The sequence below is a fragment of the Stenotrophomonas sp. DR822 genome (genome assembly GCF_019793815.1).
GTDB classification, from domain to species: Bacteria; Pseudomonadota; Gammaproteobacteria; order Xanthomonadales; family Xanthomonadaceae; genus Stenotrophomonas; species Stenotrophomonas indicatrix.
This window is the reverse complement of sequence record NZ_CP081826.1, coordinates 1,706,036-1,729,778: the sequence shown is the minus strand read 5'-3', so window position 1 is coordinate 1,729,778 and position 23,743 is coordinate 1,706,036. Positions and strand designations below refer to the sequence as shown.

Genomic DNA, 23,743 nt, shown 5'->3' with positions numbered 1-23,743 from the left:
GCTTAGAAGATCTCCGAGACGTAGTTGTTGTTCATGTGCATGCGGAAGGTCAGCTGCTCACCCGGGTAGGTCGGGGTGAAGTCGAAGTCCCAGTAGAAGCGGCCATCGGCCACGCTGTCGGCTGCGTTCAGTTCGGGGTCGATCCAGCAGTTGCCGCCCAGGATCGCGCCCTGCGTCTTCAGGCCGCGCAGGAAGGCATTGACACCCTCGCGCACGTCATCGACGTAGGTCTTGCTGATGCCGCGGTCGACGGCCCACAGGTGGGCAGCCTCCAGGCTGTCGGCGATGATGTCGGCGGTGCGCACCACGCACAGGAACTGCCACTTCGGATCGATGCTGGCGGTGCGGTTGCCCCACAGGCGGAAGCCACCTTCGCGGATGATGGTCGCCACGTTGGCCTGGTTCAGCAGGTTGGCGCGGCTGGTCGCATCGGACAGGCCGAAGTCGATCGCACGAGCGGTGCCGACGATGCCGTACAGCTCCTGGTTGGACGGCGATGCCCACCAGCCGCGTTCGTTGTCGCTGCGGGCGATGGCACCGGCCACGGCACCGGAGGCGTAACGGCTGACGATCGCTTCACCCTGCTGCACCAGCACGGCCGGATCGACCACGTAGACACGCTTGGAACCGGTCAGTGCGGTGGTGGTCTTGGCTGCATCGTCGTTGCTGTTCGGGCCATCCTTGATGATGATCGCGCGCAACTTGTCGGCAATGCCGAGCAGCTCGGCCACGACCGGGTTGGCCAGCACGGTGTCCGGACTGGCCGGATCGGCCGGGTGCAGGTGGGTGAAGCCCGGGGCGACCAGGATGCGCGGCTTCACGCCGACGATGGACTTGGCGGCGAGCAGTGCATGCACGCCGGAGTAGGCACCGGTCTGTGCGTTCACGCCGCCGAGCACGTTGGCCTGGGTGGCACTTTCATTGGCGCCGGTCTCGACGCGGATCACCACCACGACCGCCGACGACTGGTCGAAGATCGCATCCAGTGCGCCGGGCAGGGTACCGGCTTCGGTGCCGGTCTTGGCCGACAGTTTGGCGGCCTGCGATGGCGAGGTCACCAGGACAGGCGTGTTGATGGGGAAAGCGTCGGCGTCGGCCAGCGGCGCAGTGCCGACGATGCCGATGACGCTGGTGGATGCAACAGCGATCGAGCGCGCACCGGTGTCGATGTTGACGACCTGTACGCCGTGGAGAAATTCGGTCATTCGGAGAGGTTCCTCGGTGTGGTGGTGTGCCTGCAGACGCAGGCGACGGGTATATCTTCGGAAAAGGCGACGACGGCGATAATTGCAGCGGTGGCCCGGTGATCGATCAGACCCAGCCGGAGGCGCTGACGCTGGCGCTGAAGCTGGAGACCTGCGGGTTGCCGCCGGCACGACGCAGGTGGACGTTGATGCTGGTGGAGGCACTTTCAAAACTGGTGGACCTGGCCGGCACACTGACGGACACGCCTGCAGACTGCGAAGATGCCAACGAGGCGAACGACGGTGCACTGTTGCTGAAGTACGCCGCTCCCTGGTTGCTCACGCTGAACTGCACGTCGTACTCGGACGCACTGGCGCCGGCCGGAAGCCAGCGGCCGGAGGCAACCACGGTGTTGCTGTTGTTGCCGCCACCGGTGACGCTTCGACGGATGCTGTAGTTGCCGTCGGACAGCATGTCGATCGAGATCGATGCCGACGCTGAGCCGGTCGAGTTGGTCTTGGCGCTGTTGCCTGCCGAATAGCCCTGGCCATGGAACGGCAGGCGATAGCTGGCGCTGCCACGCGCCGCCCACAGGTTCGATACGTCCATGCCGCCAATGCGATAACCCACGTCACCGCGTTTGCTGCCGTACTGGATGTGGGCGTAGCGACGGCTGAGGTCGGTGCCGCCCAGCATCAAGCCGGAGTCGGCGGCGAACGGGCCCTCCACGTAGGAGTCGAACAGATCGTCCAGGTCAACACCGCCCGATGAGTATCCACTTGCCATGTCAGACGGCCGCCTTGATGGAGCGGACTTCGGCCGCGAGCTGCTGGATGGCACGGACCAGGACCGGAATCAGCTGGGCGTCCTGAACAGACGGAACTTTCTCACCGCGATAGTCGATGGAATTCTCGTACACAGCCTCAGGAATGATTTCTGCGAGCTGCTCAGCAATCAGGAAGAGCCGACGCCTTTCGTCCTTTACGAAGTCGCTGTTGTACTGGCCGCAGAATGTCTGGATCTTCTCGACTTCAGCCAGACCATAGGTCAAGGGAACCAGCGGACGGTCTGACTTCAGCTTGCGAGATGACGGCCTGTTGAAGCCCGCAGGTGCTTCCACAGCGCCGGACTTGGCGAGCCAGAACGATTGTCCGTAGCCGGCGAAGGTGAATACACGGTCGCCATCGGATGCATCACCATGGAAATCGATGTAACCCTGAGTCGTGGAGTCGACCTCACGGAACAGCCGCCAACGTGCGGACGACCAGCCATTTCCACCATTGACTGTGCGCAACAGCGTAGCCTTCATGCCGTCCACGTTTCCACCATGTGGAATGGCGCAATGCAGCGCCGTCTGACTGTTCCACAGACCAGTGCCCAAGGTGGGGGCAGCGATCGTGGTGTAACCAACAGCGCCGTCTACCGTCAGCTTCGACTTTCCGTTTCCTGCCAAGAGCGAGATCGATCCATTTGCGTTCCGGTTCACCAGGAACCCATTACGATCGGTTCCCGTGTTGAGCCCTGCACCAATCTCGATGTTCGCGACATCTAGATTGTCGTCATACAACGCAATGCGGCCGGCGGCATTTCCACGCATCCTTAGCGGGCCGCTCATGTCGCCGCCAGTGTTGCTGATCTTCGCCGCCGGGTCGAAGTTGCCGCTCGTCCAGATCGAGCCGCCTGCATTCAACGTGGTGGTATAGCCACCTGCGGAATTGGCGAAGGTGAAGTTCGCGCCGTTCTTGAACAGGTACGAGCTCGCGTCGCCCAGGACCAGCACGCCATCGTTGGCGACACCGTTCCAGCCATACGAGCGCAGCGAGTTTCCGTTCACAGCGACGTGGCCGGTGAACGTACCCCCCGTCTTGTCCATTTTGGTGTCCGGCGCAAAGTTCCCGGCATGCCACATCGCCGAGCCGTTCCAGCGCGGGGTATCGCCGTGCCTGATGGTCAACTCACCGTTCGCCGTGCGGTCGGTGTTGTAGACGCGCCAGATGCCGGTGTTGGCCCAGCCACCGATAAACGACTGTTCCGCGCCGGCCGAGCCGAAGCCAACCAGGGGCGCGCTACCGCCTACGAACTGTTGATCGGTGAAACTATTGGTTCCCTTGACCGCCTTGGCATCCAACACTCCCTGCAGCCCGGTCACATCCGCGATGACATGCTTGTGGCCGACAGTAGCGAAGTCACCCGCCAGGGCGAACGCGGATGCGTGCTTGCCATCCAGGGTATCGGCATCCAAGCCGTTGCCATGGCCAGTGTCCTTCAGTGCGGCACCCTTCAGCTCCAACGCGGTGCGTGCGGCGGCCGTGGTTGCGGCAGACAGCAAGGTCCTGGCCAGTGCAGTAGGCGCAGCAGCACCAAAGCGCTTGTCGGTGAATGCACGCAGGCCGCGCGGCGTCACCGCGCGCTGGGTGTCAGCCGCGTCTTCCGCTTCGGTGTTGGTGGCCAGCTCGACCACACCCAGAACCTCGGTGGTGGCCGGCGGGTAGATGAACTCGGCGTTGCCGAACTGGATCTGCGTGATGTCCACGTCGGTGAAACGCGCATCCGTGGCCAGCAGCAGCATCGACGCAGCCGACTTTTCCATGATCGGATCGGTCTGGCCGTAAGTGGCGAACAGCGTGCCGTCAGCCAGGTACAGGCCGAATCCGCGCAGCGAATAGGCGGTGGCACTGTCGTCGCGGATGGTCACGTGCAGCGTGTCATCGCCCACGGCCTGGCCGCCGAAGGTCGCGACCCGCTTGATCTCGCCTGGCAGCGCGGTCAGGTCGCCCGAAGGTGCGAATGCCGTGGATGTCAGGCCGATCTGGGTGATCAGAACGGCATTGGTGCCGGTGTTCGGCGGATTGACCAGCTTGGCGAAGCCGGCGTCGGTGATTTTCAAGCGCATGCGGGGTTTACTCTCCGATCAGTTGGATGCGGCGGAAGGCCGTGGCGTGTGCGGCTGCAAGCGCGCCGATTGCTGCGTCGGCCTGCATGCCCTGGGTGAAGGTGAAGTGCGATCGCACCGGCTTGGTGCGGGTGATCTCGCCGATGACGTCGTCGACGAACATGGCGGTGGCCGAGGTGCCGCCCTGGTTGGCAATGGTCATCACCGCTTCGAAGGTGTGCGGCGGTCCCTTCGGCTGCAGCTGCCACCACTCGCGGATCAACACCGAACCACCGAACGCAGCAACCACATCACGGACGCTGCCGGCGGTGCCCTTGCGGCGCTGAATGGCGATGGCGGCACGCACGCGGGCGCGCTTGACCGGTTCTGGCCAGTACGCCTTCCATTCGTCCACCGAGAGCGCCCATGCCAGCCAGGGCAGCAACGCGGCCGGACAGCGATCGGCGTCCCACAGGGCGGTGATGTCCACCGGCAGCGGGCGGGCAACGATCGCCCGCGACAGTGCGCGCTCGGCATGAGTGGCATTGGGCGGCAGCAGGTTGGCCGATGACGGCACGCGGACCTGTGCGTCGCCGTCGATGATCACGCCAGGGGCAGGTGCGGTTGCGAGCGTGACCGCGCTACCGCTGACGGAAGCGTCGTTCAGGCGCCGGCGTCCCTGCGCATCCGTGAGATACACGGCCTGCACCGTTGCCAGCATGCCGCCGGGATGGCGGAATACCTGGTTCTTCCCATCAACCGCGCCACGCAGACGCGCATTGACCAGGCGCGTGGTGGCCTCACTCATCGTTGCCACCATGCGCCAACGTGACGGCGGTGCAATACGTGGCCTGGGTGCGGTCCACCACCACGTCCGCGGCGGGGCTGTCGATCACCACGCGCTGTACGCCTTCGGCATGCAGTGCAGCGAACAGCCCCGAGCGGGTAACGTCGCGGCCAAGCCGATGCGATTCGACGATGTAGCGGTCCAGGCGCGTGCGCGCTTCGGCCAGCACAACCTGCGAGTCGGGGCCAGCGAAGGTGTACAGCGTGGCGGTGACGGCGTAGTTGATGATGCTCGCCGGTTTCACCAGCACGTGATCGGTCAACGGGCGCACGTCATCCGCGCTCAGCTTCGCCTCGACCACATCTAGCAGGCCCTGGGTAGCGGTGCCGTCCGCTTCACGCGACAGCACCGACACCACCACTTCGCCAGGCGTGCTGCTGGTGGCGCTGGCGTCCAGCACGCGCGGATCCGCGCTTAGTGCATGGAATACATAGGCACCTTCCGGTCCTGCCACGCTGAAGCCCTCCGGCCCCAGCTGGATGCGGCGACGGAAGTCCCCGTCGCTTTCATGGCGGGGAGGGATGCCCTCCTGCGGCTTGCCCGGATCGAGCTCCAGGCGTGCGATGCCGAAGAGTGCCGCCAGCTGATCCAGATCGCTGCCCACCGCGTAGGCGAGCATGACACCGCGCGCGGCATCGTTGACGCGCTGTCGATCGAGCAGACGCAGGTAGGTGCAGACTTCGAGAATCTTGAAGGCGGGGTCCGACGGCAGCAGCGCGTCGAACGTGGGGTCCAGGGCCTGCAATGCCGTCAGCGATTCATCGAACATGGCTTCGAAATCGAGCACTTCGATGACCGCCGGGGCCGGCAGCTGGGAGAGATTGACACTGGTGAACGAGCCGGATGCCACGGTTAGCGAACCTCGATTCCTTCGATGGTGATGGCCTCGCCGTCCGGCAGGTGGATCCCGGTTACTGCCAGGATCATCACACCGGGGGCGGGGAGGGAGACGTCGACGTTCTCGACGTGAAGCCGCGGTTCCCATCGCGCGAGTGCGTCGACGGTGGCCGCGATCAGGTCCATGCGCAGCGAGCGGTTGGTCGGCGCATCGATCAGTTCGAAGATGCGCGAGCCGTACTCGCGACGCAGGACGCGGGAGCCAAGGGGCGTGGTGAGAACGTCACGCACGGACTGGTGCAGATGGGCCAGCCCATCCAGGGATTTGCCGGTGTTGGCGTCGATTCCTCGCATGGTCTCTATCGTCGTGGAGTACGGGTTTTCAGGGCATTGCAGCGATGGCCCATCACGGCTGTGCAGGCGTGGTGGGTGCGGTCGCGCCCTGGGCGGTGTGTTTGTGTGACTTCAGGCTGATGGCGCCGGCCTTGACGTCGGCCGATGTGCTGATGTCCTTGCCCGCTGTGATCGCACCGGTGACGTCCAGATCGCCGGTGGCTTTGAGCACCGGCGTGTCGAGCAACACCGATTCGCTGGCATGCACTTCCGCGTTTGCGCAGTTGACGATGACCTTGCCGCTGCCGACGGTGAGGGTCAGCGTGGTGGTCTGGCGGTCGTACTCGACGAGGCTGCCGTCGGCGTACTGCGTGCGCTGCAGCTGGCGCGTGTCGGCGGGTGCGGGAAAGCGGTCCTGGTACAGGCTGCCGAGCACCAGGGCCTGGCCAGGGTCGCCATACGGGCAGGCCAGCATCACCTGTTCACCCGGCTCCGGTGCGCACCAGCTGCGCACGCCGGGTCCCGCACGGCGTTCCAGCCAGGGAATCCAATCGGTGAGCATGCCGTCAGCATCGACGCGCACGCGGCCGCCGGCTTCATCAAGTTCGCGCACGACGCCGATCATCAACAGGTTGCCGATCAGCCGGGCGTGTTCGGCGCTCATGGCGTGCCCTCCGCAAGCGGCTGGTAGCGCCGCTCATGGGTCCGGCCGATCTCCGGTGCGAAGCTGTAGGACGCGTGCGGTACCACGCCATCGCCGTCCTCCCAGGCATTGCCGCCCAGCGCGATGGGCACTGACCATTCCACGATCCACGTGCGCAGGTCGGGCTGCGCCGCTGCGGCATCCTCTGGAAGCGCTGCGATCACCTCGATCGCGCCACTGGGCGCACCCGGAAAGCGGCCGAGCTGATGCAGCCAGGTGGCGAGGTTTACAGCGATCCGGCGCAGCTGCAGGGCAGAATCGGCTGCCGCCGACTGCACGGAGATGCGTGCTTCAAAGCGCAGCACGGCCTGCAGTTGGCCGCTGCCATCATCGCTGTCCTTGCCGCGATCACAGCGGGTCATCGCCAGCAGGCAGGCGGGCGTGGGCGGCGCACCACTGTTGGCGTCGCGATAGAACTCGACGGTCGCCAAGTCCGCAAAGCGTGTTCGGATCGCCGCTTCGATGGCGGCGTGCAGCGCGTCGAGGGTGGAGGAAGGGGTATCGGTTGCCATGTCAGCTCATGCGATGAATGGAAGGAAGAACGCGACTGGCCGCAGCACGCGCTTTCTGCAGGCAGTGTTGCCATTGCCCGGGGCGCGGGACATTGCACGCGCGGCCGTGACGGGCCCGCTCAGTGCGGGTGTGGGTCGTGTCGGCTGGTGTTGCGCTCGGGGATGCAACCGACAGGCGTCAGCGGTGCTGCACCATTGATGGTGAAGCCGTGCTGGCTGCCGAGGCTGCACAGCAGGGCGCGCATCTGGTCGGCCAGTTCGTGGTACTGGCGCGCCACGGCAACGTGGTTGCGCAGCAGCGCCTCGTCGTCGGCAGCCTGCAGATCGGGCAGTTCCTGCGGTGCGTGCAGCTGTGCCGGTGCGATGCTGAGGTCAGGGAGGAAGAGGGCGGCCGGCATTGGCTTCGCGCCAGATGCGCACGAACTCAGCATCAGCATCGCCGCAGTCGCGGCGAGGAGTCTTGGCATGGGTATCGATGTCCTGTTGCAGGGTGGTGAACTCCTGGGTGCGCACGGACTGCATGGCCAGGCGCTGCGATTCAGCCTGTACACCGGCCTGTGCGTTGGCGTGGTCCTGCTGGCGCGCGGCGAGTGTGGTGTCGGCACGGCCGGTCTCCTGCGCGGCCTGTACGCGGACGGCGGCGAGATCCGCGCTGCGGTCGCGCAGCTCCCAGCCCAGCCAGGCACAGCACGCGTGGCTGGCAACCAGGCCCAGCAGGGCGATGCGCAGCCTCAGCGGCATCGGCATCACTGCAGAAGTCCTCCAGCGGCGCGATACGCGGCGCGCAGCGTTTCCAGTGCATGCTCCTTCTGCCCGTAGCCGGCGCCCGGCAGCGACGCCCAGATGCGCCGGGCGGCGGCGACTGCAGCGTCAAAGCGGCCCAGGCGGATCAGGTCGTAGGCGCCGCACTGCTTGAGCAGCGCCACTGCCGCGCGGTCCTGCGAGACCGGGCCGAAGTCCGGCAGGTCCAGGCGCGCACGCAGGTCGTCCCAGGTGCTGCGCAGGAACTGGTAGCGGCCGGCGGCGCTGGATTTGATGCCGTAGCGCGGCAGCGACACCAGTACGCGTGGGTGGTCGCGATGGTCATTGAACAGCTGGCCGCCGACGATCACGTCGTAACCGCGATCGCGGGAGCGCTGGCCGGGAATGTCGGTGCCTTCGGATAGGGCCAGCATGTCCAGGAACGCGGCCACGTTGGCGCCGCCGAGGGTGCTTGCTGTGGCGGCGGTCATGCGGCTGCTCCCGACCGTTTGCGCACCAGGTCCAGCAGCGCATCGATCTGCACGCTCTGCTGGGCGATCTGTGCGCGCAGGGCGCTGACTTCACCACGCAGCTGGCCGATCTCCTGGGCCATGGCCTCGCGTTCGTGCATCAGCCCATCGGCGCGTGTGCGTTCGGCAGACAGCTGTTCCTGCAGGGTGCGCAGGGTGTTGCTGGTGGCTTCATCGGCGGTGCGGTCGACCTTGGCCGATGACAGCCATTGCCGCAGCCACAACGAAACTGCGATCAATACCCCGGAGGTGCCGCCGAGGTACTTGGCCCAGTCCGGCACGCCGGCCAGCAGGTCGGTCTCGTTCATGCGCGCGCGTATCCCTTCAGCAGGGCCGGATGGACGGCCGGGACCGGCGCGGAGCGGGCACCGCGCACGGCGCGCTTGATGGTGGTCTGCGATACACCGAACTCCTGCGCGACGTGCTCACGGGGCATGCCGCTGGCCACTGCCCGGGCGATCTGCTCGCGGCGCTCATGCGCACTGGCGGCGTAGCAGGACGCCAGGAACAGCAGCTCACCGCCGAAGTGGGCGACCAGACGCTGTGCCACCTCCAGGCCAAGAATGTCGATCAGTCGATGCTGATCGGGCAGGGTGGAGGGTACGTAGACGATGACGCGGTGGCGTCCGGTGGTGCTGGAGGTGGTCGGCGGCCATGCACGCACCAGCGTGAGGGCTGCGGATTCGCCGATGACCTCGGCAAGGGTCTGGATGCTGTCGGGCAGGGCGTTCATGGAAAGGTTGGTCAGTGACATTGGTATCCACTGTTGCCATCCCGTCGATCACGTCAACACCTTTCATCTACTTTCGGGGCGCGCGACTGAAAGCATTCAGATGCGTGCGCGAGGACCGGCGAGTACTCGCATGCGCAGGTTTGCAATGCGGCCCTGCCATGCTATCCGGACTTGCCTGTGGTTTCGCTGGTTCTCCCGTACTCCTTGTCCTCACCTGCTGGAAACGGAGACAGGGCAATAGGGCACGGCAGGTACAGGGTGAGGACGGCCACGCTGTTGATGCTCGTGCCGGGTGCTTGAGTGTCTTAAACGAAAAAGCCCCGGACGATGCCGGGGCTTCAGGACTGCAGGTGGTGCTGGGTCAAAGGTCGAACACCAGGTTGCCGCCGGTCTTGCGCGGGATGTAGCCGGCATCACGCAGCCAGCGGGCTGCATTGACCTGGTCCATGCGCTTGACCGGGAAACGGTTGGCGAACATCAGGAAGCGTGCCACGGTGATCGACTCGCCCTTGCCCTTGAGCGCGGCCAGCGTCTCGATGAACCACGGAGCGGGGGGCTGCTGGCTGCCGGGGCGGGCATTGGTACGTGCCTGCCTGGCGGCAGTTGCCTCGGGCTGGGCGCTGGCCAGCGAGCACAGCGAAATGAAGATCGCATCCAGACTCACGATGTCCTTGCCACCCTTGGGCTGCGACTTGAACAACGCGATGGCCTTCTGGCGTGTCGACGTGAACTGTTCGACCTCCATGACATTTCCTCTTTGCGAAAGCGGTTGGGGATGCAGGGTGACGGCAGGTGCCGTCATTGTTGGGGGACGACCTTACATCATTTTCGCCGGTGATGGGCCGGAACCTGCGTTATGGGTGAGGAAGCAACGGTCCGGCCCGCCGCACGGTGGGGGCTCCGGCGCGGCTCCGGCAGGCCGTTCAGATCACGCCACGGCACATTAACTGGTCCAGTGCCATGCGCACCAGATCGGCCACGCTGCGGTCGTTGTGCAGCTCGAAATCGATCAGCGCGGCGGGCAGCGGCTGGACGCGGGCATGCAGGTCCACGCTGTCGTGGCCGGGGCGGGTGATGCGGATCACAACGCCGCCCTGACGGCGGATGGCGCGCGCCTCGTCAGCGGAATGGACATCGGGAACCAGGCCACCTTCGGGCAGGCGCGAGAACAACGAGCGTACCCAGAGCTCCGGATGGACATGCTCGCGACGACATCCGGCGCTGGCACGTGGCCGTACCGGGGCCGCGAAGGTGTCGCAGCGCAGGGCCAGCGCGGAGGCCAGGCCGTTGGCGAGGGTGTCCTTGCCTACGCCCCTGCCACCGGCGATGCCGATGTACAGCGGTGGCCGCGTCAGAGGGGCGGGGCGCAGCGGCACGCTGCCAAAGGCGGAACCGCAGCGGAATGCGGCCAGTGTGTCGGCAATCATGCGCTGGCTGCTGTCGAGCGAGGCGGGGATCATGCGGTAAGTACTCCTGGGGGAAGGCGCAGGCGCGTCGGCAGTCAGCACTCGCTGCCGGTGGTATTGCGGGCGCGCAGGATGCGCTGGGTGATGCGGCCACCGCGTGCTGCGGCGGCGATCGGGTCGAAGCACAGCATGGCCGTGGACGTGCGGCGCCCGGCGGCGAGGTGGGCGCGGATGGTCCGTTGCGATAGAACCGGTACGCGTTGATGGATCTGCTGCACGGTCAGCTGTTCGCCTTCGAAGGCGTGCAGGCGGGCGCGAGGCATGGCTGGGCTCCTGGAAGGTGGCGTGGCCGTTGCCGGTATCTTGCCTTTGCCGTATTTCTTAGTCAACACCTTTCATCTACTGTCACCCCTCGCCGGCGCTGCGGCTGCGCGGTGGCATCAGCCACACTTTCGCCCGTTCCTTGCCGATCAGCCTGGTGCGAACGTCATGGCGCTTGACCACGTAGGCTGCTGCCTCGTTGACGTCACGGCGGTTGGGTTTGTCGATGCCCACGGCAATGGCGATCTCGGTGGCGCGATAGGGCACGTTCCGCTGCTCGGCAGGCAGCGACCAGTCGAAGTGACGGTCGATCAGTTCGGCAATCGGCGAGATCGGCTCGTGTTCGCTGTTGGTGGCGTTCAGCGCGTCCAGCTCATCACTCGCCAGATGCCAGGTTTCGCCGTTGCAATAGAGCGCATGCGCTTCGGCCCAGACCTGTTGCATGTCGATCCGGGCGGGCTCGCCCAGCGCCACTGCATGCACGGTCCACCAGCGCGTATTGCCGGTGGCATCGCGCAGGAAGCGTTCGTCGTTGACACTGGCAAACAGGATCGTACGCCGCGCATAGCGCGACTCGGTACGCGCGTAGGGCCGCCGGATTTCATCATGGCTGCGGGAGATGAATGATTTCAATGCCGCGATATCGGTACGGCGGAACGTGGCATCGACCTCGCCCAGCTCGACGATCCACTTGGAAATGACCTGCTTGACGCTGTCCTTGTTGGCGGGGTCGAGCACCACGCCATCGGCGATCAGCTGCAGCTCAGCCGGTGCCAGCTGCCGCGCCCAGCGCGTCTTGCCCAGGTTCTGCTTCGACACGAAGGTCAGTACGCCGCGGGCAACCACGCCATCGGGCTCGAATGCGGCGGCAACGCCGGAGATCAACCAGCGTCGCATCAGGATCTCCTTCAGTACGCGGCCGTCGGCCATGCGTGTGGGCTGGGCTTCCTGCACTGTGTCGAAGAACGCCTGCAGGCGTGATTGCCCATCCCATGGCCGTGAGGTGATCCAGCTGGCGACCGGATTGTACGGATTGGCCTCGGCCACCTGGCACAGGTTGGTCTCGAAGCTGGCGACGGCCATCCCGGCGCGGTGCATGCAGTCCATCACTTCGCCGGCGGCGACCTCCTTGGCGTTGTCCACGGTGGTCTGCAGGCCGGGAACGAGGATTTCCAGATCCTTGCGGATGACGTTGTAGCGCACGATCACGCCGGTGCGCCGGCACAGTTCGGCCAGGTTGCGCGCGGTCGGCAACGGCCGGCCACGTGCGCTGCAGTCGGGGAACGGGGTGAAGGTGTCGAAGGCGGAGAGGTTGCCAGGCACCAGATAGCGCGCGGAAGCCGCTGCCGGAGCATCATCCTCCGTGGCCGCTTCATCCCCGGTGGCGGCAGGGGCGGGCATCAGCTGCGCACGCAGTGCCTCCATGCCTTCGCGCAGATGCAGGTCGTTGAAGTCGGTGGGGCGGTCATCCTCGCCATGCAGAACGGCGAACTCCGGCCATACCACGCGTGCGTCGATGTCCGCAGCGGCATGCGTTGCCTGGGTGACGCCGGGGTTGTCCAGCGGTTGCCGGGTCCATTGGTCGTTGTCGGCGCAGATCACCAGGTCTGCGTCCGGCATGGCGGTGCGCCATGCGCGTGCAACCGCGGCCAGGTTGCCGGCGTCCCAGGCGACCACCACGCACCAACCGGTCGCCTGATGGATGGATTCCGCCGTGGCGTAGCCCTCAGCGATGGCGATGGGCTGGCCGGACAGCGGCTTGCCGATGACATGGAAGCAGCCTTGTTTGCGGCCGCCCGCCAGGAAGTCCTTGTCGCGACCGAGCGCCAGGTCCATGCGTGGAAAGATCGCCTGCAGCGAGACGATTCGGCCCGCGGTATTGGTCACCGGGACCAGCAGTGCGTTGTCGACGTGCCGGAAGACCAGACCATCGCTGTTGCGCACCGGCCACGCCGCTACGCGCAGCCCGTGCGCCTGGATGCCCTTGCGCACAAGATACGGGTGGCTGGCATCGGCAGGCACCGCCCGGTTCCACAGGACATTGGCCGCCTTGGCCGCCGCGTCCTCGCTTTCGCGCTGCTGTCTTTCCCGCTCCGCGCGGGCGGCATCCTGGCGCTGCCGGATCGCGCGTTGTTCGGCGGCGGTCAGGGAGGTCGGCGACTTAGCGCACCAGCCCTGGCGCAGGCCGGTCCGCCAGCTGCCGAACTCGCCGGCGGGCACGTTGTCGCCGAACAGCACGGCCCAGCCATTGCGGGTGCCGCGGCGATCCCCTTCGACGTGGAAGCGCACCAGCGTGCCGTCCGCATTGAGTGCATCTCGGCCACGCGCATCAGGCACGATGCCGTGTGCGTGCATGGCCTGCAGGAATGCGGGAACGATGTCCTGCACTGGGTGCGGTGTATGCATTCGGCGGGGTCCCCTTGAAGCGTGGTTCGGTTCACAGCGGCCGGTTGTGGCCAACGTGCTGTGTGCTGCCCGCTGTACGCGGGACATGCGGCGGCTGCCCGGCGCGACGTGGCCAGTGGGTGATGGAAGGTGGTGACGTCATCATGGTGTCGGAGCGGGCTTGTTTTTGCAACACCTTTTGACACCTTGCATCCCTGGCTTCGCAGGGCGTCCTTGTCCGCGAGGGATCTGGAATGACAGTCGCAGATCGTTCTCATCGCAACGATGCGTCGCAGCCAGCGAGAACGCATTTTCCGATGATGCCGGTGCCGTTCGATACGGCCCTCCGCCCTCTCTCAACGCCCGGCCCGGGCCCCATGCACAAGGAGTCCGCATGTCTGAAAACGAACCCTATGAAGTACGCCGGTCCAATGCCGTGCTGATGCCGCGCACGACGGTCGCGACGTTCTCAATCGGTGCGACCACCCCCCGATAAAATACGACTGGCATGACGGACACCATCGACGAAGCGCAGGAACTGGAAGCGCGCCACCTGCAACGCGCCTTGGCCCAGCACGCAGTGCGGGCCGGCAACGTTGTTTCTCTCATACCTACTGGGGAGTGCCAAAACCCGGACTGCAGCGAAGACTTCGAAAACGATCCGGCCAGACTGTTCTGTGGGCCTGCCTGTGCCGAGCGTTTTGAAGCCATCCATCAACACCGCAACGCATAGGAACAGGGGACATGTCTCTGAACAGCAACGACGCTGGCTTCACCGAACGCATCGCCGGGGTATCGGCCGAGCTCGCTGTATTGATGAGCCTGGTGGAGCACCATATCCATCTGCAGTTGGCCGACCTGGCTGACTCCGGGGATGTGGATGCACAGGAGCGGTTCGCGGTAGCCGATCCGGAGCGCTGGTTGGAGAACGCCCGCAACAGCCTGCAGGCGGGCGTCATGTTCCTGGAACGCGCTGTGCAGCAACCGGCGCGGTTCTAGCGTTGCCGCCAGGGGACGGAAGGGGGCGGTCACACCAGGCGTCCTTCCGTCCCTCTCCGGCGATATCGGTACAGGGCAAGGATCAGCATGCAGTCGCCTGCGACACGATGTCGCAGGACGGGGGTGGCAACCCTGAACGTGGTCCAAGGTTGGCCCCGGGCTCGTAGAATGGCCGGGTGCGCCGTTCCGTTCTCCACCGCCGGTTCCAGACCCTGGCATGGCTTGCCATGCTGTTGGTGCTGTTTGCGCCTCTGGTGAGCCGCTGGCTGGTACATGGGCACATGGTTGCGTCTGCCGCACCGGTGGCGGCCATGGACCACGCCGCACACACCCAGCACGCGATGGCAATGCAGCATGGCGAAGCGAGACCGAAGCCGCCGGCCGATCCACACGCCGACCACGAGATGGGCGTGGACTGCGATTACTGCCTGATTGCCGCACGACTGATCACCCTGCTGGTGGCGGCGCTGCTGTTGATGATTCCGCTGGCACCAGTGTGCCGTGCGCTGCGCGGTGCGGTGCAGACGTTGCCGCAGCGGATCTGCGGCACGTTGGGAGCGCGCGGGCCACCGCTGCTGCTGGCCGTCTGAGCGCTCTGCGCACGCGCTGATTGATTTTCCCGGGTTGCCAGGCGTGGCCTGGCATTACCGCGTGCGCCCTTCTTTCTGCTGCCTCGCAGTGCGGGGCGGCCCAGCATGCCGTGAACAAATGAAAACAATCCCCAACCCTGCGCGTCTGCGCAGGGCCGCGCTGCCTGCGTTGTGTATGTCCCTGCTGTACACCGTGCCCGCCCTTGCCGACGATGCGGTACCTCCAACGACCCTGGATACCGTCCGCGTGGTCGATACCGGCAGCGGCTCGCTGTCCTCCGCCGCCAGTACCGGTTCGGTGCTCGGGCTGAGCGTGCTGCAGACGCCGGCCAGCCTGACGGTGATTTCACGCGAGCAGCTGGAACAGCGCGGCGATTCCAATCTCAACGACGCGATCATCCGCGCCGGCGCGATCAGTGCCATGCCCCATCCCGGCAACGGCCTGAGTGCGCTGTCCAGCCGTGGCTTCACCGATGGCGCCTCGGTGATGCGCCTGTACGACGGCCTGCGCCAGTATGGTGGTGTGGGCATCACCTTTCCGTTCGACACCTGGTCGGTCGAGCGCATCGAGGTGCTGCGCGGGCCGGCCTCGGTCATCCACGGCGATGGCGCCATCGGCGGCGTGGTCAACATCGTGCCGAAGAAGCCTTCGCGCGGCGCCATCGAGAATGAGGTCAGCGTGACCGTGGGCAGCGAAGATACTGCGCGGCTTGGATTCGGCAGCGGTGGCGCACTTACGCCCGTGTTGGCCTACCGCGTGGATGTCAGCGGCAACTACAGCAGCGGGTGGGTCGATCGCGGCCAGAACGGCGATGCCACGTTCTCTGCTGCGCTGCTATGGCAGCCACGAACGGATCTGCAGTTCACGCTGACCCATGCGCAGGGCTACCAGAAGCCGATGCGCTACTTCGGTACGCCATTGATCGATGGGCGGCAGCTGGGCGCGCTACGCCACGAGAACTACAACGTGGCCGACAGCGTGATCCGCTTCCGCGACCGCTGGACCCAGCTCGATGCGGCCTGGACGCCGAACGACAACGTGGAGTGGCGCACACGCGTCTACCAGATCGACAGCCAGCGCGACTGGCGCAATGCCGAGGCCTATGTCTACAACGGGCGCACCGGCTTGATCGACCGTTCCGGCAACACCCAGATCACCCACAACCAGGACCAGACCGGACTGACTTCCACGCTGCGCCTGCTGGGCAATGCGGGTGGGCTGCCGAACAGTTTCGCCGTCGGTTTCGATGCCAACCGTGCGCATTTCAAGCACACCAACAACACCTATGCGGGCAGCTCGGGGCCGGTGGATCCTTTCAACCCGGTGCCCGGTGGGTTCAGCAGCGACGCCCCCAACCTTCCGCGCTACCGCAACAGCGCCAAACAGGTCGCGTTGTTCGTGGAAGACCGGCTGGAACTGGGCGAGCGCTGGTCGGTGCTCGCTGGCCTGCGTCACGACCGCACCACGATCGACCGCAATGACCTGGTCAGCGGCCGGCGTGCGTTCTCCAGGACCTACAACAGCACCGGCTGGCGCGCGGGCACGGTCTTCGCGCTGCAACCAACATTGACCCTCTATGCGCAGTACTCGCAGGCGGCCGACCCGGTCAGTGGCCTGTTGATGATCAGCCCGGCCAATGGCGTGTTTGATCTGGCCACGGGCAAGCAGGTCGAGGTTGGCATGAAGCAGGCCTTTGACGGAGGCGAGTGGACGCTGGCGGCCTATCGCATCCGCAAGACCGGCCTGCTCAGCCGTGACCCGTTGCAGCCCGACCGGCGGGTGCAGGTGGGGGCACAGACCTCAAAGGGAATCGAAGCTTCGTTGAACTGGAACTTCGCTCCACAGTGGTCGCTGGATGCCAACGCGACCGTGCTCAATGCCGGGTTCGAGGATTTCCTGGAAGCCACCGGCACGCCGGCGGTGATCGTCTCGCGCGATGGCAACGTGCCGCCGAACGTGGCCGAGCGCCTGGCCAACGTCTGGTTGAGCTGGCAGTTCCAGCCCGACTGGAGCGTGGCCAGTGGCGTGCGTTACGTGGGCAAGCGCTATGCCGACAACGCCAACACGCTGCAGCTTCCGGGTTACGCCACCACCGACCTGGCCCTGACCTGGCAGGCCGCGCCGCGCACACGGCTGACCGCGCGCGTGTTCAACATGTTCGACAAGGCGTACTACGCCACGGCGTACTACACCAGCACGCAGTGGTTGCTGGGCGCGGACCGGCGCGTCGAGTTCAGCCTCGACCATCGCTTCTGAGGACGCAGGCCATGTCGTTGCGATCCACCGCCAAACGCTGGACCTACCTGACGCATCGCTGGCTGGGCATCGGCGGGTGCCTGCTGATGCTGCTGTGGTTCGTCAGCGGCATGGTGATGCTGTTCGTCGGCTACCCGAAGCTGACGCCAGCGGAGCGGTTGGCCGCGCTGCCCGCATTGGCCGACGCGCGCGGTTGGCAGGCACTTTCCGTGTTGCCGGAAGCCGTTCGACAGGCGCCCGAGCGGGTCGTGTTGACGACGCTGCGTGGCGAGCCCGCCTACGTGGTGCGCTCCGGCGCGAACATGGGCGCGTGGTCGGCGCTTACCGGACAGGCATTGCCGCCGGTATCGGCGCAGTTGGCCGAGGTTTCCGCCGCGCAATTCGCCGGCGGCCCTGCCTTCGTTGGCGCCATGCCGCTGGACGAAGACCGCTGGACGCATTCGCGCGCGCTGGATCCGCATCGACCGCTGTACCGCGTCGGCGTCGGTGGTGCGCAGCCCGATGATGTCTACGTATCCTCGCGGACCGGCGAAGTCGTGCTGGATGCACCGCGCCTGCAGCAGCGCTGGAACTATGTGGGTGCGTGGTTGCACTGGCTGTACTTCCTGCGCATGCAGTCGGTGGACCCGGTTTGGACCTGGACGGTGATCGTGCTGTCGGCGCTGTGCACGGTGGCCGCGATCAGCGGGGTCGTGGTCGGCATCTGGCGCTGGCGGTTTCGCGGACAGTACCGGTCAGGGTCGAAGACGCCGTACCAGGAGCCGTGGATGCGCTGGCATCACCTGATCGGCTTGATGGCGAGCGCATTCGTGTTCACCTGGATCTTCAGTGGATTGATGTCGATGAATCCGCTGGGGGTGTTCAGCAGCTCTCGCGCCTCGCTTGACGTGGGGCGCTATCAGGGTGAGGTGCCGATGGATACAGGTGCCATTGCCCAGCCGGCTGCAGTATTGGCCGCAGTGCACACGCCGCGGTTCGTGCCGGTCGAGATCCAGTGGCGACGCATTGGTGGCGAATTGTTCGCGGTGGTGCTGGATGGCAATGCCGGTTCGCGCATGGTCAGAGAGCGGGGCGGCGCACTGCTGGTGTCCACTGCGTTCGGTGCAGAATGGTTGCGGGGCAGGGTCGCGGCGATGTCCGACGCGGGGCTGCGCGGATTCACCATTCTGCAGGCGCCCGATGCCTACTTCTACCCACGCGCTGCAGAGGCGATGAACGGCGCCGCGGTACGCCGCTTTCCGGTGGCGATGGCTGATTTCGATGACGCTGAGGCAACCCGCGTCTATGTCGACCTGGCCACCGGCGATCCGCTGTTGACGCTGGGCAAGCGCGAGCGCGCAGGTCGCTGGCTGTTCTCCTTCCTGCACAGCTGGGACTTGCCGGCAATGCTGCAGCAGCACAGTGCGCGGCTGGTCGTGCTGCTCCTGCTCAGCCTGGCAGGCACCGCGTTATGTGCAACGGCAACCGTCATCGGTTACCGGCGGTTGCGCATGACATTCCGGCGCAAGCGCCGCCATGCGCATCACGCCCGCAGCCAGCGCGTCGACACTGCCACCAGCAACAGCGCCATCGCCACGCCTACAAAGGCGGCAATGAGGCCGAAATGATTGGCGGCGAAACCGATCAGCGCCGGGCCGGCAAGAATGCCGGCAAAGCCGAGGGTGGACACGGCGGTGATGGCGATCGCCCGCGGCATCCGGTTCTGGCTGCCAGCCAGCGAGAACAGCGCCGGTGCGATGGTGGCGCAGCCCGGGCCGACCAGCACGTAGCCGACCAACGACGCCTGCCATGGCGTGACCAGGGTGAGCACCAGCACGCCGGCGCAGGCGAGCAGCGCACCGACCACGATCGCCTTCTGCCGGCCGATGCGCTCCACCAGGTTGTCTGTGCATTGATGTGCAGGAGCGGGAGTTGGTGGCGACTCGTAGGGACGCCTGTACACACTGCGGCTGCAGCGCTGGTGAATCGCGCGCGAGTTGGTGCTGTCCATCGCCTTTCCAGCGCGGCATCATGGCAAGGCACCCGGCACGGAACCCTGCATGCCCTCCACTGTTCACCATAAGCTGCGCATCGGCGCCGATCAGTTCACCGGCCAGAAGGTGGTCGACCAGCAGTTCCTCGAATGCGATTTCTCCGGCGCTGACCTCACCGCCACCGAGTTCGTGAACTGCGTTTTCTACGATGCCGACACGCGCACCGGGTGCCGTTTCAGTGGTGCCACGTTGAAGGAAGCCAGCTTCCGCCAGTGCGACCTCAGCATGTGCAACTTCAACTTCATCAAGGCGCTGGGGCTGGAAATCAGCGAATGCCGCGCACAGGGTGCCGATTTCAGCAACGCCAGTTTCATGAACCAGATCACCACGCGCAGCTGGTTCTGCAGTGCCTTCATCAAGAAGAGCAACCTGCGCTATGCCAACTTTTCGCGGGTGACGCTGGAGAAGTGCGAGCTGTGGGAGAACCGCTGGGACGGTGCCAACGTGAGCGGCGCCAGTTTTGCAGGGTCGGACCTGTCCGGCGGCCAGTTCGATGGCGTCGACTGGAATTCCGCCAACTTCACCGATTGCGACCTGACCAACTCCGAACTGGGCGAACTGGACCTGCGCAGCACCAACCTGCGTGGCGCCACGCTGGATGTGCAGCAGGTGGCGCTGCTGATGCAGCGGATCGGCATCACCGTGGTGCCATGAGCGTGCGTCGCGGCGCTATGCCGGTGTGGCCGGCGCATGTGCCACCCAGCCCCTGAAGCTGAAGCCGGCGTAGAACAGTTCCACGTTCTCGAAGCCGGCCTCCTGCAGCAGCGCCACTTCCTGTTCGGCTGAGAGCAGCGGCAGGCGTTCGGCGATCGCCTCGGCCGCGCGCTGTGTATCGGCACGTGGAATGCCGGAAGCCTCGGCGAACGCGGCGTAGCGCTGCAGCCAGCGATGCTTGCCGGCCGCGTCCTGCGGCACGCTGTGGTGCGCTACCACCAAAGGCGCACCTGCACGCAGCCGTTGCCGCAGTTCGCGCAGGGTGCGCAGGCGCTGTTCAATGGTGAGGAAGTGCAGGGTCAGCAGGCAGGTGGCGCCGTCGAAGACGCTCTGCGGGGCATCGTCGATGTAGCCTTCCAGCAGCGTCACCTGGGCCATCAACGGCCCCAGGGTCTGTTCGGCCAGCGCCAGCATTGGCGCGGCAGGATCGACGCCGAGCATCCGCCATTGCGGGTGCGCTTCTGCGAAGGCCTTGAGTTCCAGGCCGCCGCCTGCGCCGAGCACCAGCACCTGGCCATCATCGGGTACGTGTTCGGCCAGCAGCAGGTGGCTCATCTGCTGCAGTCCGAGGAAACCGGGTACCTGCCGCAGCGGGCCCTCCGCGTAGCGGGCCACGGCGTGGGGATCGGAGAAGGACATCGGAAGGATTCCTGCGGCAATGGCGAACATCCACTTTACCGTGCCCGGCAAGTGTCGATTGCACAGTGGCCCGCCTTTGCTTGAGGTCTGCGCCTGCATGCATTGAAGAGATCGGGAATGGACCCTCGCAGCCCTTCGATGCCATCGGCGGAAGCCTTTGAACTGGCGCTGACAATGCTGGGACGGGAGGGCGTGGATGAGGAGCAGGCCGAGCGGGCGCTGCTCGCGCTCGGCAGCGAACACTGGCAGATGCGACGCCTGCTGGTGTGGTTGCCTGAAGCCTTCGCCATGGCCCTGATCGGTCATATGGAACTGGGCGTGCAGCTGCCCGGTACCTTCACCGCCTCCGACGCACAAGGCGAGCTGCATGAACTGCCGCTCGACCGTGAGCCTGTATTCGCTGCCGGTCTCCAGCGCGCCCTGGCCATGTGCCACGAAGGGCCACGCGCCGCGTTCCGGGCGATCTGCCAGCGCAGTTCGTCGCTCAATGCGATCGACAACGCCTTGAATACCGGCGCCGATCTGCAGGGCGCCGCGCTTTCGGGTCCGGAGCTTCTGGACATCCCGGCAGAGACCTACCTCGCCCATTGAGCCCGGGGTTTTCAGAGCGCGGGCTTCATCCCGTCTGCTTCCAGGCGATACAGGCCGGTCAATCGCCAGTCATCGTGTACGCGTCTGCAACGCCTTCCCAAGCACCTGCCAGATCTTCGGGTCCTGGCACTGCGATACATTGAAACGCACGTAGTCGGCAGCCCGCTGCGACTGGCTGAAGGCATTGCCCGGCGCCACCACGACGCCTTCGCGCAGGCACTGCCTGGCCACCGCCGATGCATCACGACCATCGGGCAGCTGGCACCACAGGAACAGCCCTGCATCGGGTTGCAGCCATGGCGTGATGCCCAGCTTCTGCACCTGCCGCAGCGTGTGCTTGCGCGCATCGGCCAGGCGCGTGCGCACCGCCTGCATGTGGCGGCGGTAGCCACTGTCGGTCAGTGCAATTTGCATCAGGTGCGCCGCCAGGTGCCCACCGCCGAAGCTGGTGGCCAGCTTCAGATCGGTCAGTGCCTCGATCCAGTCCGGGCGCGCGGCGATGTAGCCGCAGCGCGATGCCGCGGAAATGGTCTTGGAGAAGCTGCCGACATGGATCACCCGAGACAATCCATCCAGCGCCGCCAGCCGCGGCGCCGGGCGCAGCTCGAAGTCGGCGAAGATGTCATCTTCGATGATGATCAGTTCGCTGTGTTCGGCCAGGCCCAGCAGGCGGTGTGCCGTGGTCGCCGACAGCACCGCGCCGGTCGGGTTGTGCAGCCCGGCGTTGGTGATGTACAGGCGTGGCGTGTGTTCCTGCAGCGCGCTGGCAAACACCTGCAGGTCCGGCCCGGTGTGCGTGTACGGTATGCCGATGGCCTGCACCTGATGGGCCTTCAACATCGCGTGGTAATTGAAATAGCTCGGGTCGTCGACCAGCACGCAGTCACCGGGCTTCAGCAGGAAGCGGCAGATCAGGTCGACCGCGTGCGTCCCCGATTCGGCCAGCAGCAACTGCTCCATCGACGCGTCGATGCCCAGCGTGGCCGCGCGTCGCTGCAGCGTCTGCCGCAATGCCGGCAGGCCCAGCGGTCCTGCATAGTCCACCAGCTGCGCGGAGTCGGCGCGGGCCATGCGGCGCAGGCCACGGCGCAGGCCATCGTGGTACAGCCAGTCGCTGGGCATCCAGCCACAGCCGGGCTTGAGGTGTCCCGGCGGGGTTTCCAGCGATTGCCGTGATACCCACAGCGGGTCCACCGCGCGATCCAGCCGCGGTTCCATTTCGGCCAGCGCCAGTGGTGCCGCCGGGCCAGCCACGTAGAAGCCGGAGCCGGCGCGCGCGGTGATCACGCCTTCGGCGGCCAAACGTTCGTAGGCCTCGACCACGGTGGACACCGAAACGCCCATCGCCGTGGCCTGCGCGCGCACCGAGGGCAGGCGGCTGCCCGGGCCATCCAGGCGCGAACTGATGCGGGAGCGGACGGCGTGGATGACGCTGTCGATGCGGCTGGGCGGTCGGGACATGCGCGTGACTGTAAGGGGATTGTGGGCAGTACAGTTACTTGTGACTGTACTGGATTGTAGCTGTGTATCGCCCGTGCCCGGTGGCCCAATGACGGGCACGGCCGGCCATTGCCCGGCAATTCTGGAGCAGGGTGTGGAACGGTCGGCAAGCGGGTGGATCAATGGCTTCATCGGTGTGGTGATCTTCGCCGGCTCGTTGCCGGCCACCCGCCTGGCAGTGATGGAGCTGGACGCCAGCTTCGTCACCGCCGCACGCGCCAGCATCGCCGCGTTGCTGGGGCTGGTGCTGCTGCTGGCATTGCGCCAGCCGCGCCCGGTCAGAAGCGATCTGCCCGGTCTGGTGCTGGTCAGCCTGGGCGTGGTGGTGGGCTTCCCGTTGCTGACCGCGCTTGCCCTGCGCCACGCCTCCTCGGCACACACCATCGTGTTCCTGGGCCTGTTGCCGCTGAGCACGGCGGTATTCGGCGTCCTGCGCGGCGGTGACCGGCCACGCCCGGCGTTCTGGGTGTTCTCGCTGTTGGGCAGTGCCTGTGTGGTCGGCTACGCCGCGCGCAACGGCATCGAAGCCTCTCTGCAGGCCGACCTGTTGATGCTGGCAGCGATCGTGGTGTGCGGACTCGGCTATGCCGAGGGCGGCCGCCTGGCCCGGCATCTGGGTGGCTGGCAGGTAATCAGCTGGGCACTGCTGCTGGCATTGCCGGTGATGCTGCCGCTGATGGTGGCGATGCGCCCGTCCTCGTTCACGGCGGTCGCCGCGTCGGCCTGGTGGGCGCTGGGGTACGTGGCGGTGTTCAGCATGCTGGTCGGTTTCCTGTTCTGGTATCGCGGCCTGGCCCAGGGCGGTATCGCTGCGGTCGGCCAGCTGCAGCTGCTGCAGCCGTTCTTCGGCCTGGCGCTGGCGGCGCTGCTGCTGCACGAGACCGTCAGCGCCGGCATGTTGCTGGTGACCGTGGCAGCGGTGATCTGCGTGGCCGGCGCCCGCCGCTTCAGCCGATGACGCGCGATAGCGCCGGCGTATCGTGGCGTGCCGCCAACAGTATTGGCCGGGGCCGGC

General features: G+C 66.0%; 27 protein-coding genes and 1 pseudogene. 8 read left to right on the top strand and 20 right to left on the bottom strand.

What is annotated here, in order from left to right; all coding sequences use genetic code 11:
• Positions 1-2: 2 nt before the first annotated feature.
• The 17 genes from K5K93_RS08025 to K5K93_RS07945 form a co-directional block, all read right to left on the bottom strand.
• Positions 3-1,205 carry a phage tail sheath C-terminal domain-containing protein gene (locus K5K93_RS08025; RefSeq protein ID WP_093817502.1) on the bottom strand — a complete coding sequence of 401 codons (1,203 nt, stop codon included), beginning with the start codon at positions 1,203-1,205 and terminating at the stop codon, positions 3-5.
• A 106-nt stretch (positions 1,206-1,311) separates the two neighbouring features.
• Positions 1,312-1,971 (bottom strand): hypothetical protein, encoded by a 660-nt coding sequence (locus tag K5K93_RS08020; protein WP_222390520.1) that lies wholly within the window; start codon positions 1,969-1,971, stop codon positions 1,312-1,314.
• Position 1,972: 1 nt separating this feature from the next.
• On the bottom strand, positions 1,973-4,078 hold the full coding sequence (locus K5K93_RS20275) for a tail fiber domain-containing protein (protein ID WP_261311950.1): 2,106 nt from the start codon (positions 4,076-4,078) through the stop codon (positions 1,973-1,975).
• A 7-nt stretch (positions 4,079-4,085) separates the two neighbouring features.
• On the bottom strand, positions 4,086-4,865 hold the full coding sequence (locus K5K93_RS08010) for a phage tail protein I (RefSeq protein ID WP_222390518.1): 780 nt from the start codon (positions 4,863-4,865) through the stop codon (positions 4,086-4,088).
• Positions 4,858-5,754, bottom strand: a complete 897-nt coding sequence (locus tag K5K93_RS08005) for a baseplate J/gp47 family protein (RefSeq protein WP_222390514.1) — start codon at positions 5,752-5,754, stop codon at positions 4,858-4,860. The genes K5K93_RS08010 and K5K93_RS08005 overlap by 8 nt, the downstream gene beginning before the upstream one ends.
• A 2-nt stretch (positions 5,755-5,756) precedes the next feature.
• Positions 5,757-6,095, bottom strand: a complete 339-nt coding sequence (locus K5K93_RS08000) for a GPW/gp25 family protein (RefSeq protein WP_089239202.1) — start codon at positions 6,093-6,095, stop codon at positions 5,757-5,759.
• 52 nt (positions 6,096-6,147) lie between these two features.
• Positions 6,148-6,738 carry a phage baseplate assembly protein V gene (locus K5K93_RS07995; RefSeq protein WP_222390511.1) on the bottom strand — a complete coding sequence of 197 codons (591 nt, stop codon included), beginning with the start codon at positions 6,736-6,738 and terminating at the stop codon, positions 6,148-6,150.
• Positions 6,735-7,289: a hypothetical protein gene (locus K5K93_RS07990; RefSeq protein WP_222390508.1), complete on the bottom strand. Its 555-nt coding sequence runs from the start codon at positions 7,287-7,289 to the stop codon at positions 6,735-6,737. Before K5K93_RS07990 ends, K5K93_RS07995 begins: the two co-directional genes overlap by 4 nt.
• 119 nt (positions 7,290-7,408) lie before the next feature.
• On the bottom strand, positions 7,409-7,687 hold the full coding sequence (locus K5K93_RS07985) for a hypothetical protein (protein ID WP_222390506.1): 279 nt from the start codon (positions 7,685-7,687) through the stop codon (positions 7,409-7,411).
• A complete protein-coding gene (locus K5K93_RS07980; RefSeq protein ID WP_261311949.1) occupies positions 7,662-8,030 on the bottom strand; it encodes a hypothetical protein in 369 nt (122 codons plus the stop codon). The genes K5K93_RS07985 and K5K93_RS07980 overlap by 26 nt, the downstream gene beginning before the upstream one ends.
• A gap of 5 nt (positions 8,031-8,035) precedes the next feature.
• On the bottom strand, positions 8,036-8,521 hold the full coding sequence (locus K5K93_RS07975; RefSeq protein WP_222390500.1) for a glycoside hydrolase family 104 protein: 486 nt from the start codon (positions 8,519-8,521) through the stop codon (positions 8,036-8,038).
• The gene (locus K5K93_RS07970; protein WP_093817511.1) at positions 8,518-8,868 is read right to left on the bottom strand and encodes a hypothetical protein; all 351 of its coding nucleotides are present in this window, start codon (positions 8,866-8,868) and stop codon (positions 8,518-8,520) included. Before K5K93_RS07970 ends, K5K93_RS07975 begins: the two co-directional genes overlap by 4 nt.
• Positions 8,865-9,293, bottom strand: a complete 429-nt coding sequence (locus tag K5K93_RS07965; protein ID WP_222390497.1) for a Mor transcription activator family protein — start codon at positions 9,291-9,293, stop codon at positions 8,865-8,867. Before K5K93_RS07965 ends, K5K93_RS07970 begins: the two co-directional genes overlap by 4 nt.
• A gap of 361 nt (positions 9,294-9,654) precedes the next feature.
• On the bottom strand, positions 9,655-10,038 hold the full coding sequence (locus K5K93_RS07960) for a hypothetical protein (RefSeq protein ID WP_093817513.1): 384 nt from the start codon (positions 10,036-10,038) through the stop codon (positions 9,655-9,657).
• Positions 10,039-10,216: 178 nt separating this feature from the next.
• Entirely contained in the window at positions 10,217-10,753 is a 537-nt protein-coding gene (locus K5K93_RS07955) for a hypothetical protein (RefSeq protein WP_222390495.1), read from the bottom strand.
• A gap of 41 nt (positions 10,754-10,794) precedes the next feature.
• Complete coding sequence (locus tag K5K93_RS07950; protein WP_093817515.1) at positions 10,795-11,022, bottom strand: hypothetical protein; 228 nt, start codon at positions 11,020-11,022, stop codon at positions 10,795-10,797.
• A gap of 82 nt (positions 11,023-11,104) precedes the next feature.
• Positions 11,105-13,426, bottom strand: a complete 2,322-nt coding sequence (locus tag K5K93_RS07945) for a VapE domain-containing protein (protein ID WP_222390493.1) — start codon at positions 13,424-13,426, stop codon at positions 11,105-11,107.
• Between the two features lie 487 nt (positions 13,427-13,913).
• Here K5K93_RS07945 and K5K93_RS07940 point away from each other — a divergent pair, with 487 nt between their 5' ends.
• From K5K93_RS07940 to K5K93_RS07920, 5 genes are all read left to right on the top strand, one after another.
• Positions 13,914-14,138: a hypothetical protein gene (locus K5K93_RS07940; RefSeq protein WP_222390492.1), complete on the top strand. Its 225-nt coding sequence runs from the start codon at positions 13,914-13,916 to the stop codon at positions 14,136-14,138.
• 11 nt (positions 14,139-14,149) lie between these two features.
• Positions 14,150-14,404 (top strand): hypothetical protein, encoded by a 255-nt coding sequence (locus K5K93_RS07935; RefSeq protein WP_089239227.1) that lies wholly within the window; start codon positions 14,150-14,152, stop codon positions 14,402-14,404.
• 227 nt (positions 14,405-14,631) lie between these two features.
• A complete protein-coding gene (locus K5K93_RS07930; protein WP_222391017.1) occupies positions 14,632-14,994 on the top strand; it encodes a DUF2946 family protein in 363 nt (120 codons plus the stop codon).
• 118 nt (positions 14,995-15,112) lie between these two features.
• Positions 15,113-17,251, top strand: coding sequence for a TonB-dependent receptor (locus K5K93_RS07925; RefSeq protein WP_222390490.1), 2,139 nt, complete (start codon positions 15,113-15,115; stop codon positions 17,249-17,251).
• An 11-nt stretch (positions 17,252-17,262) separates the two neighbouring features.
• Positions 17,263-18,858: a PepSY-associated TM helix domain-containing protein gene (locus K5K93_RS07920; protein WP_222390488.1), complete on the top strand. Its 1,596-nt coding sequence runs from the start codon at positions 17,263-17,265 to the stop codon at positions 18,856-18,858.
• Here K5K93_RS07920 and K5K93_RS07915 read toward each other — a convergent pair.
• Positions 18,774-19,130 (bottom strand): annotated as a pseudogene (locus K5K93_RS07915) (MFS transporter); the annotation flags it as partial. The gene K5K93_RS07920 and the pseudogene K5K93_RS07915 overlap by 85 nt on opposite strands.
• Before the next feature lie 160 nt (positions 19,131-19,290).
• On the opposite strand from K5K93_RS07915, the gene smqnr reads away from it, so the two are divergent.
• Entirely contained in the window at positions 19,291-19,938 is a 648-nt protein-coding gene (gene smqnr, locus K5K93_RS07910; RefSeq protein ID WP_222390487.1) for a SmQnr family pentapeptide repeat protein, read from the top strand.
• 15 nt (positions 19,939-19,953) lie between these two features.
• Here the strand turns inward: smqnr and K5K93_RS07905 are convergent, their stop codons facing one another.
• A complete protein-coding gene (locus tag K5K93_RS07905; protein ID WP_222390485.1) occupies positions 19,954-20,637 on the bottom strand; it encodes a class I SAM-dependent methyltransferase in 684 nt (227 codons plus the stop codon).
• Between the two features lie 117 nt (positions 20,638-20,754).
• Here K5K93_RS07905 and K5K93_RS07900 point away from each other — a divergent pair, with 117 nt between their 5' ends.
• Complete coding sequence (locus tag K5K93_RS07900) at positions 20,755-21,228, top strand: hypothetical protein (protein WP_222390483.1); 474 nt, start codon at positions 20,755-20,757, stop codon at positions 21,226-21,228.
• A gap of 69 nt (positions 21,229-21,297) precedes the next feature.
• On the opposite strand, the gene K5K93_RS07895 is transcribed toward K5K93_RS07900, so the two are convergent.
• Positions 21,298-22,689, bottom strand: a complete 1,392-nt coding sequence (locus K5K93_RS07895) for a PLP-dependent aminotransferase family protein (protein WP_222390482.1) — start codon at positions 22,687-22,689, stop codon at positions 21,298-21,300.
• 133 nt (positions 22,690-22,822) lie between these two features.
• Here K5K93_RS07895 and K5K93_RS07890 point away from each other — a divergent pair, with 133 nt between their 5' ends.
• The gene (locus K5K93_RS07890) at positions 22,823-23,686 is read left to right on the top strand and encodes a DMT family transporter (protein ID WP_025874055.1); all 864 of its coding nucleotides are present in this window, start codon (positions 22,823-22,825) and stop codon (positions 23,684-23,686) included.
• The last annotated feature ends 57 nt before the right edge of the window (positions 23,687-23,743 follow it).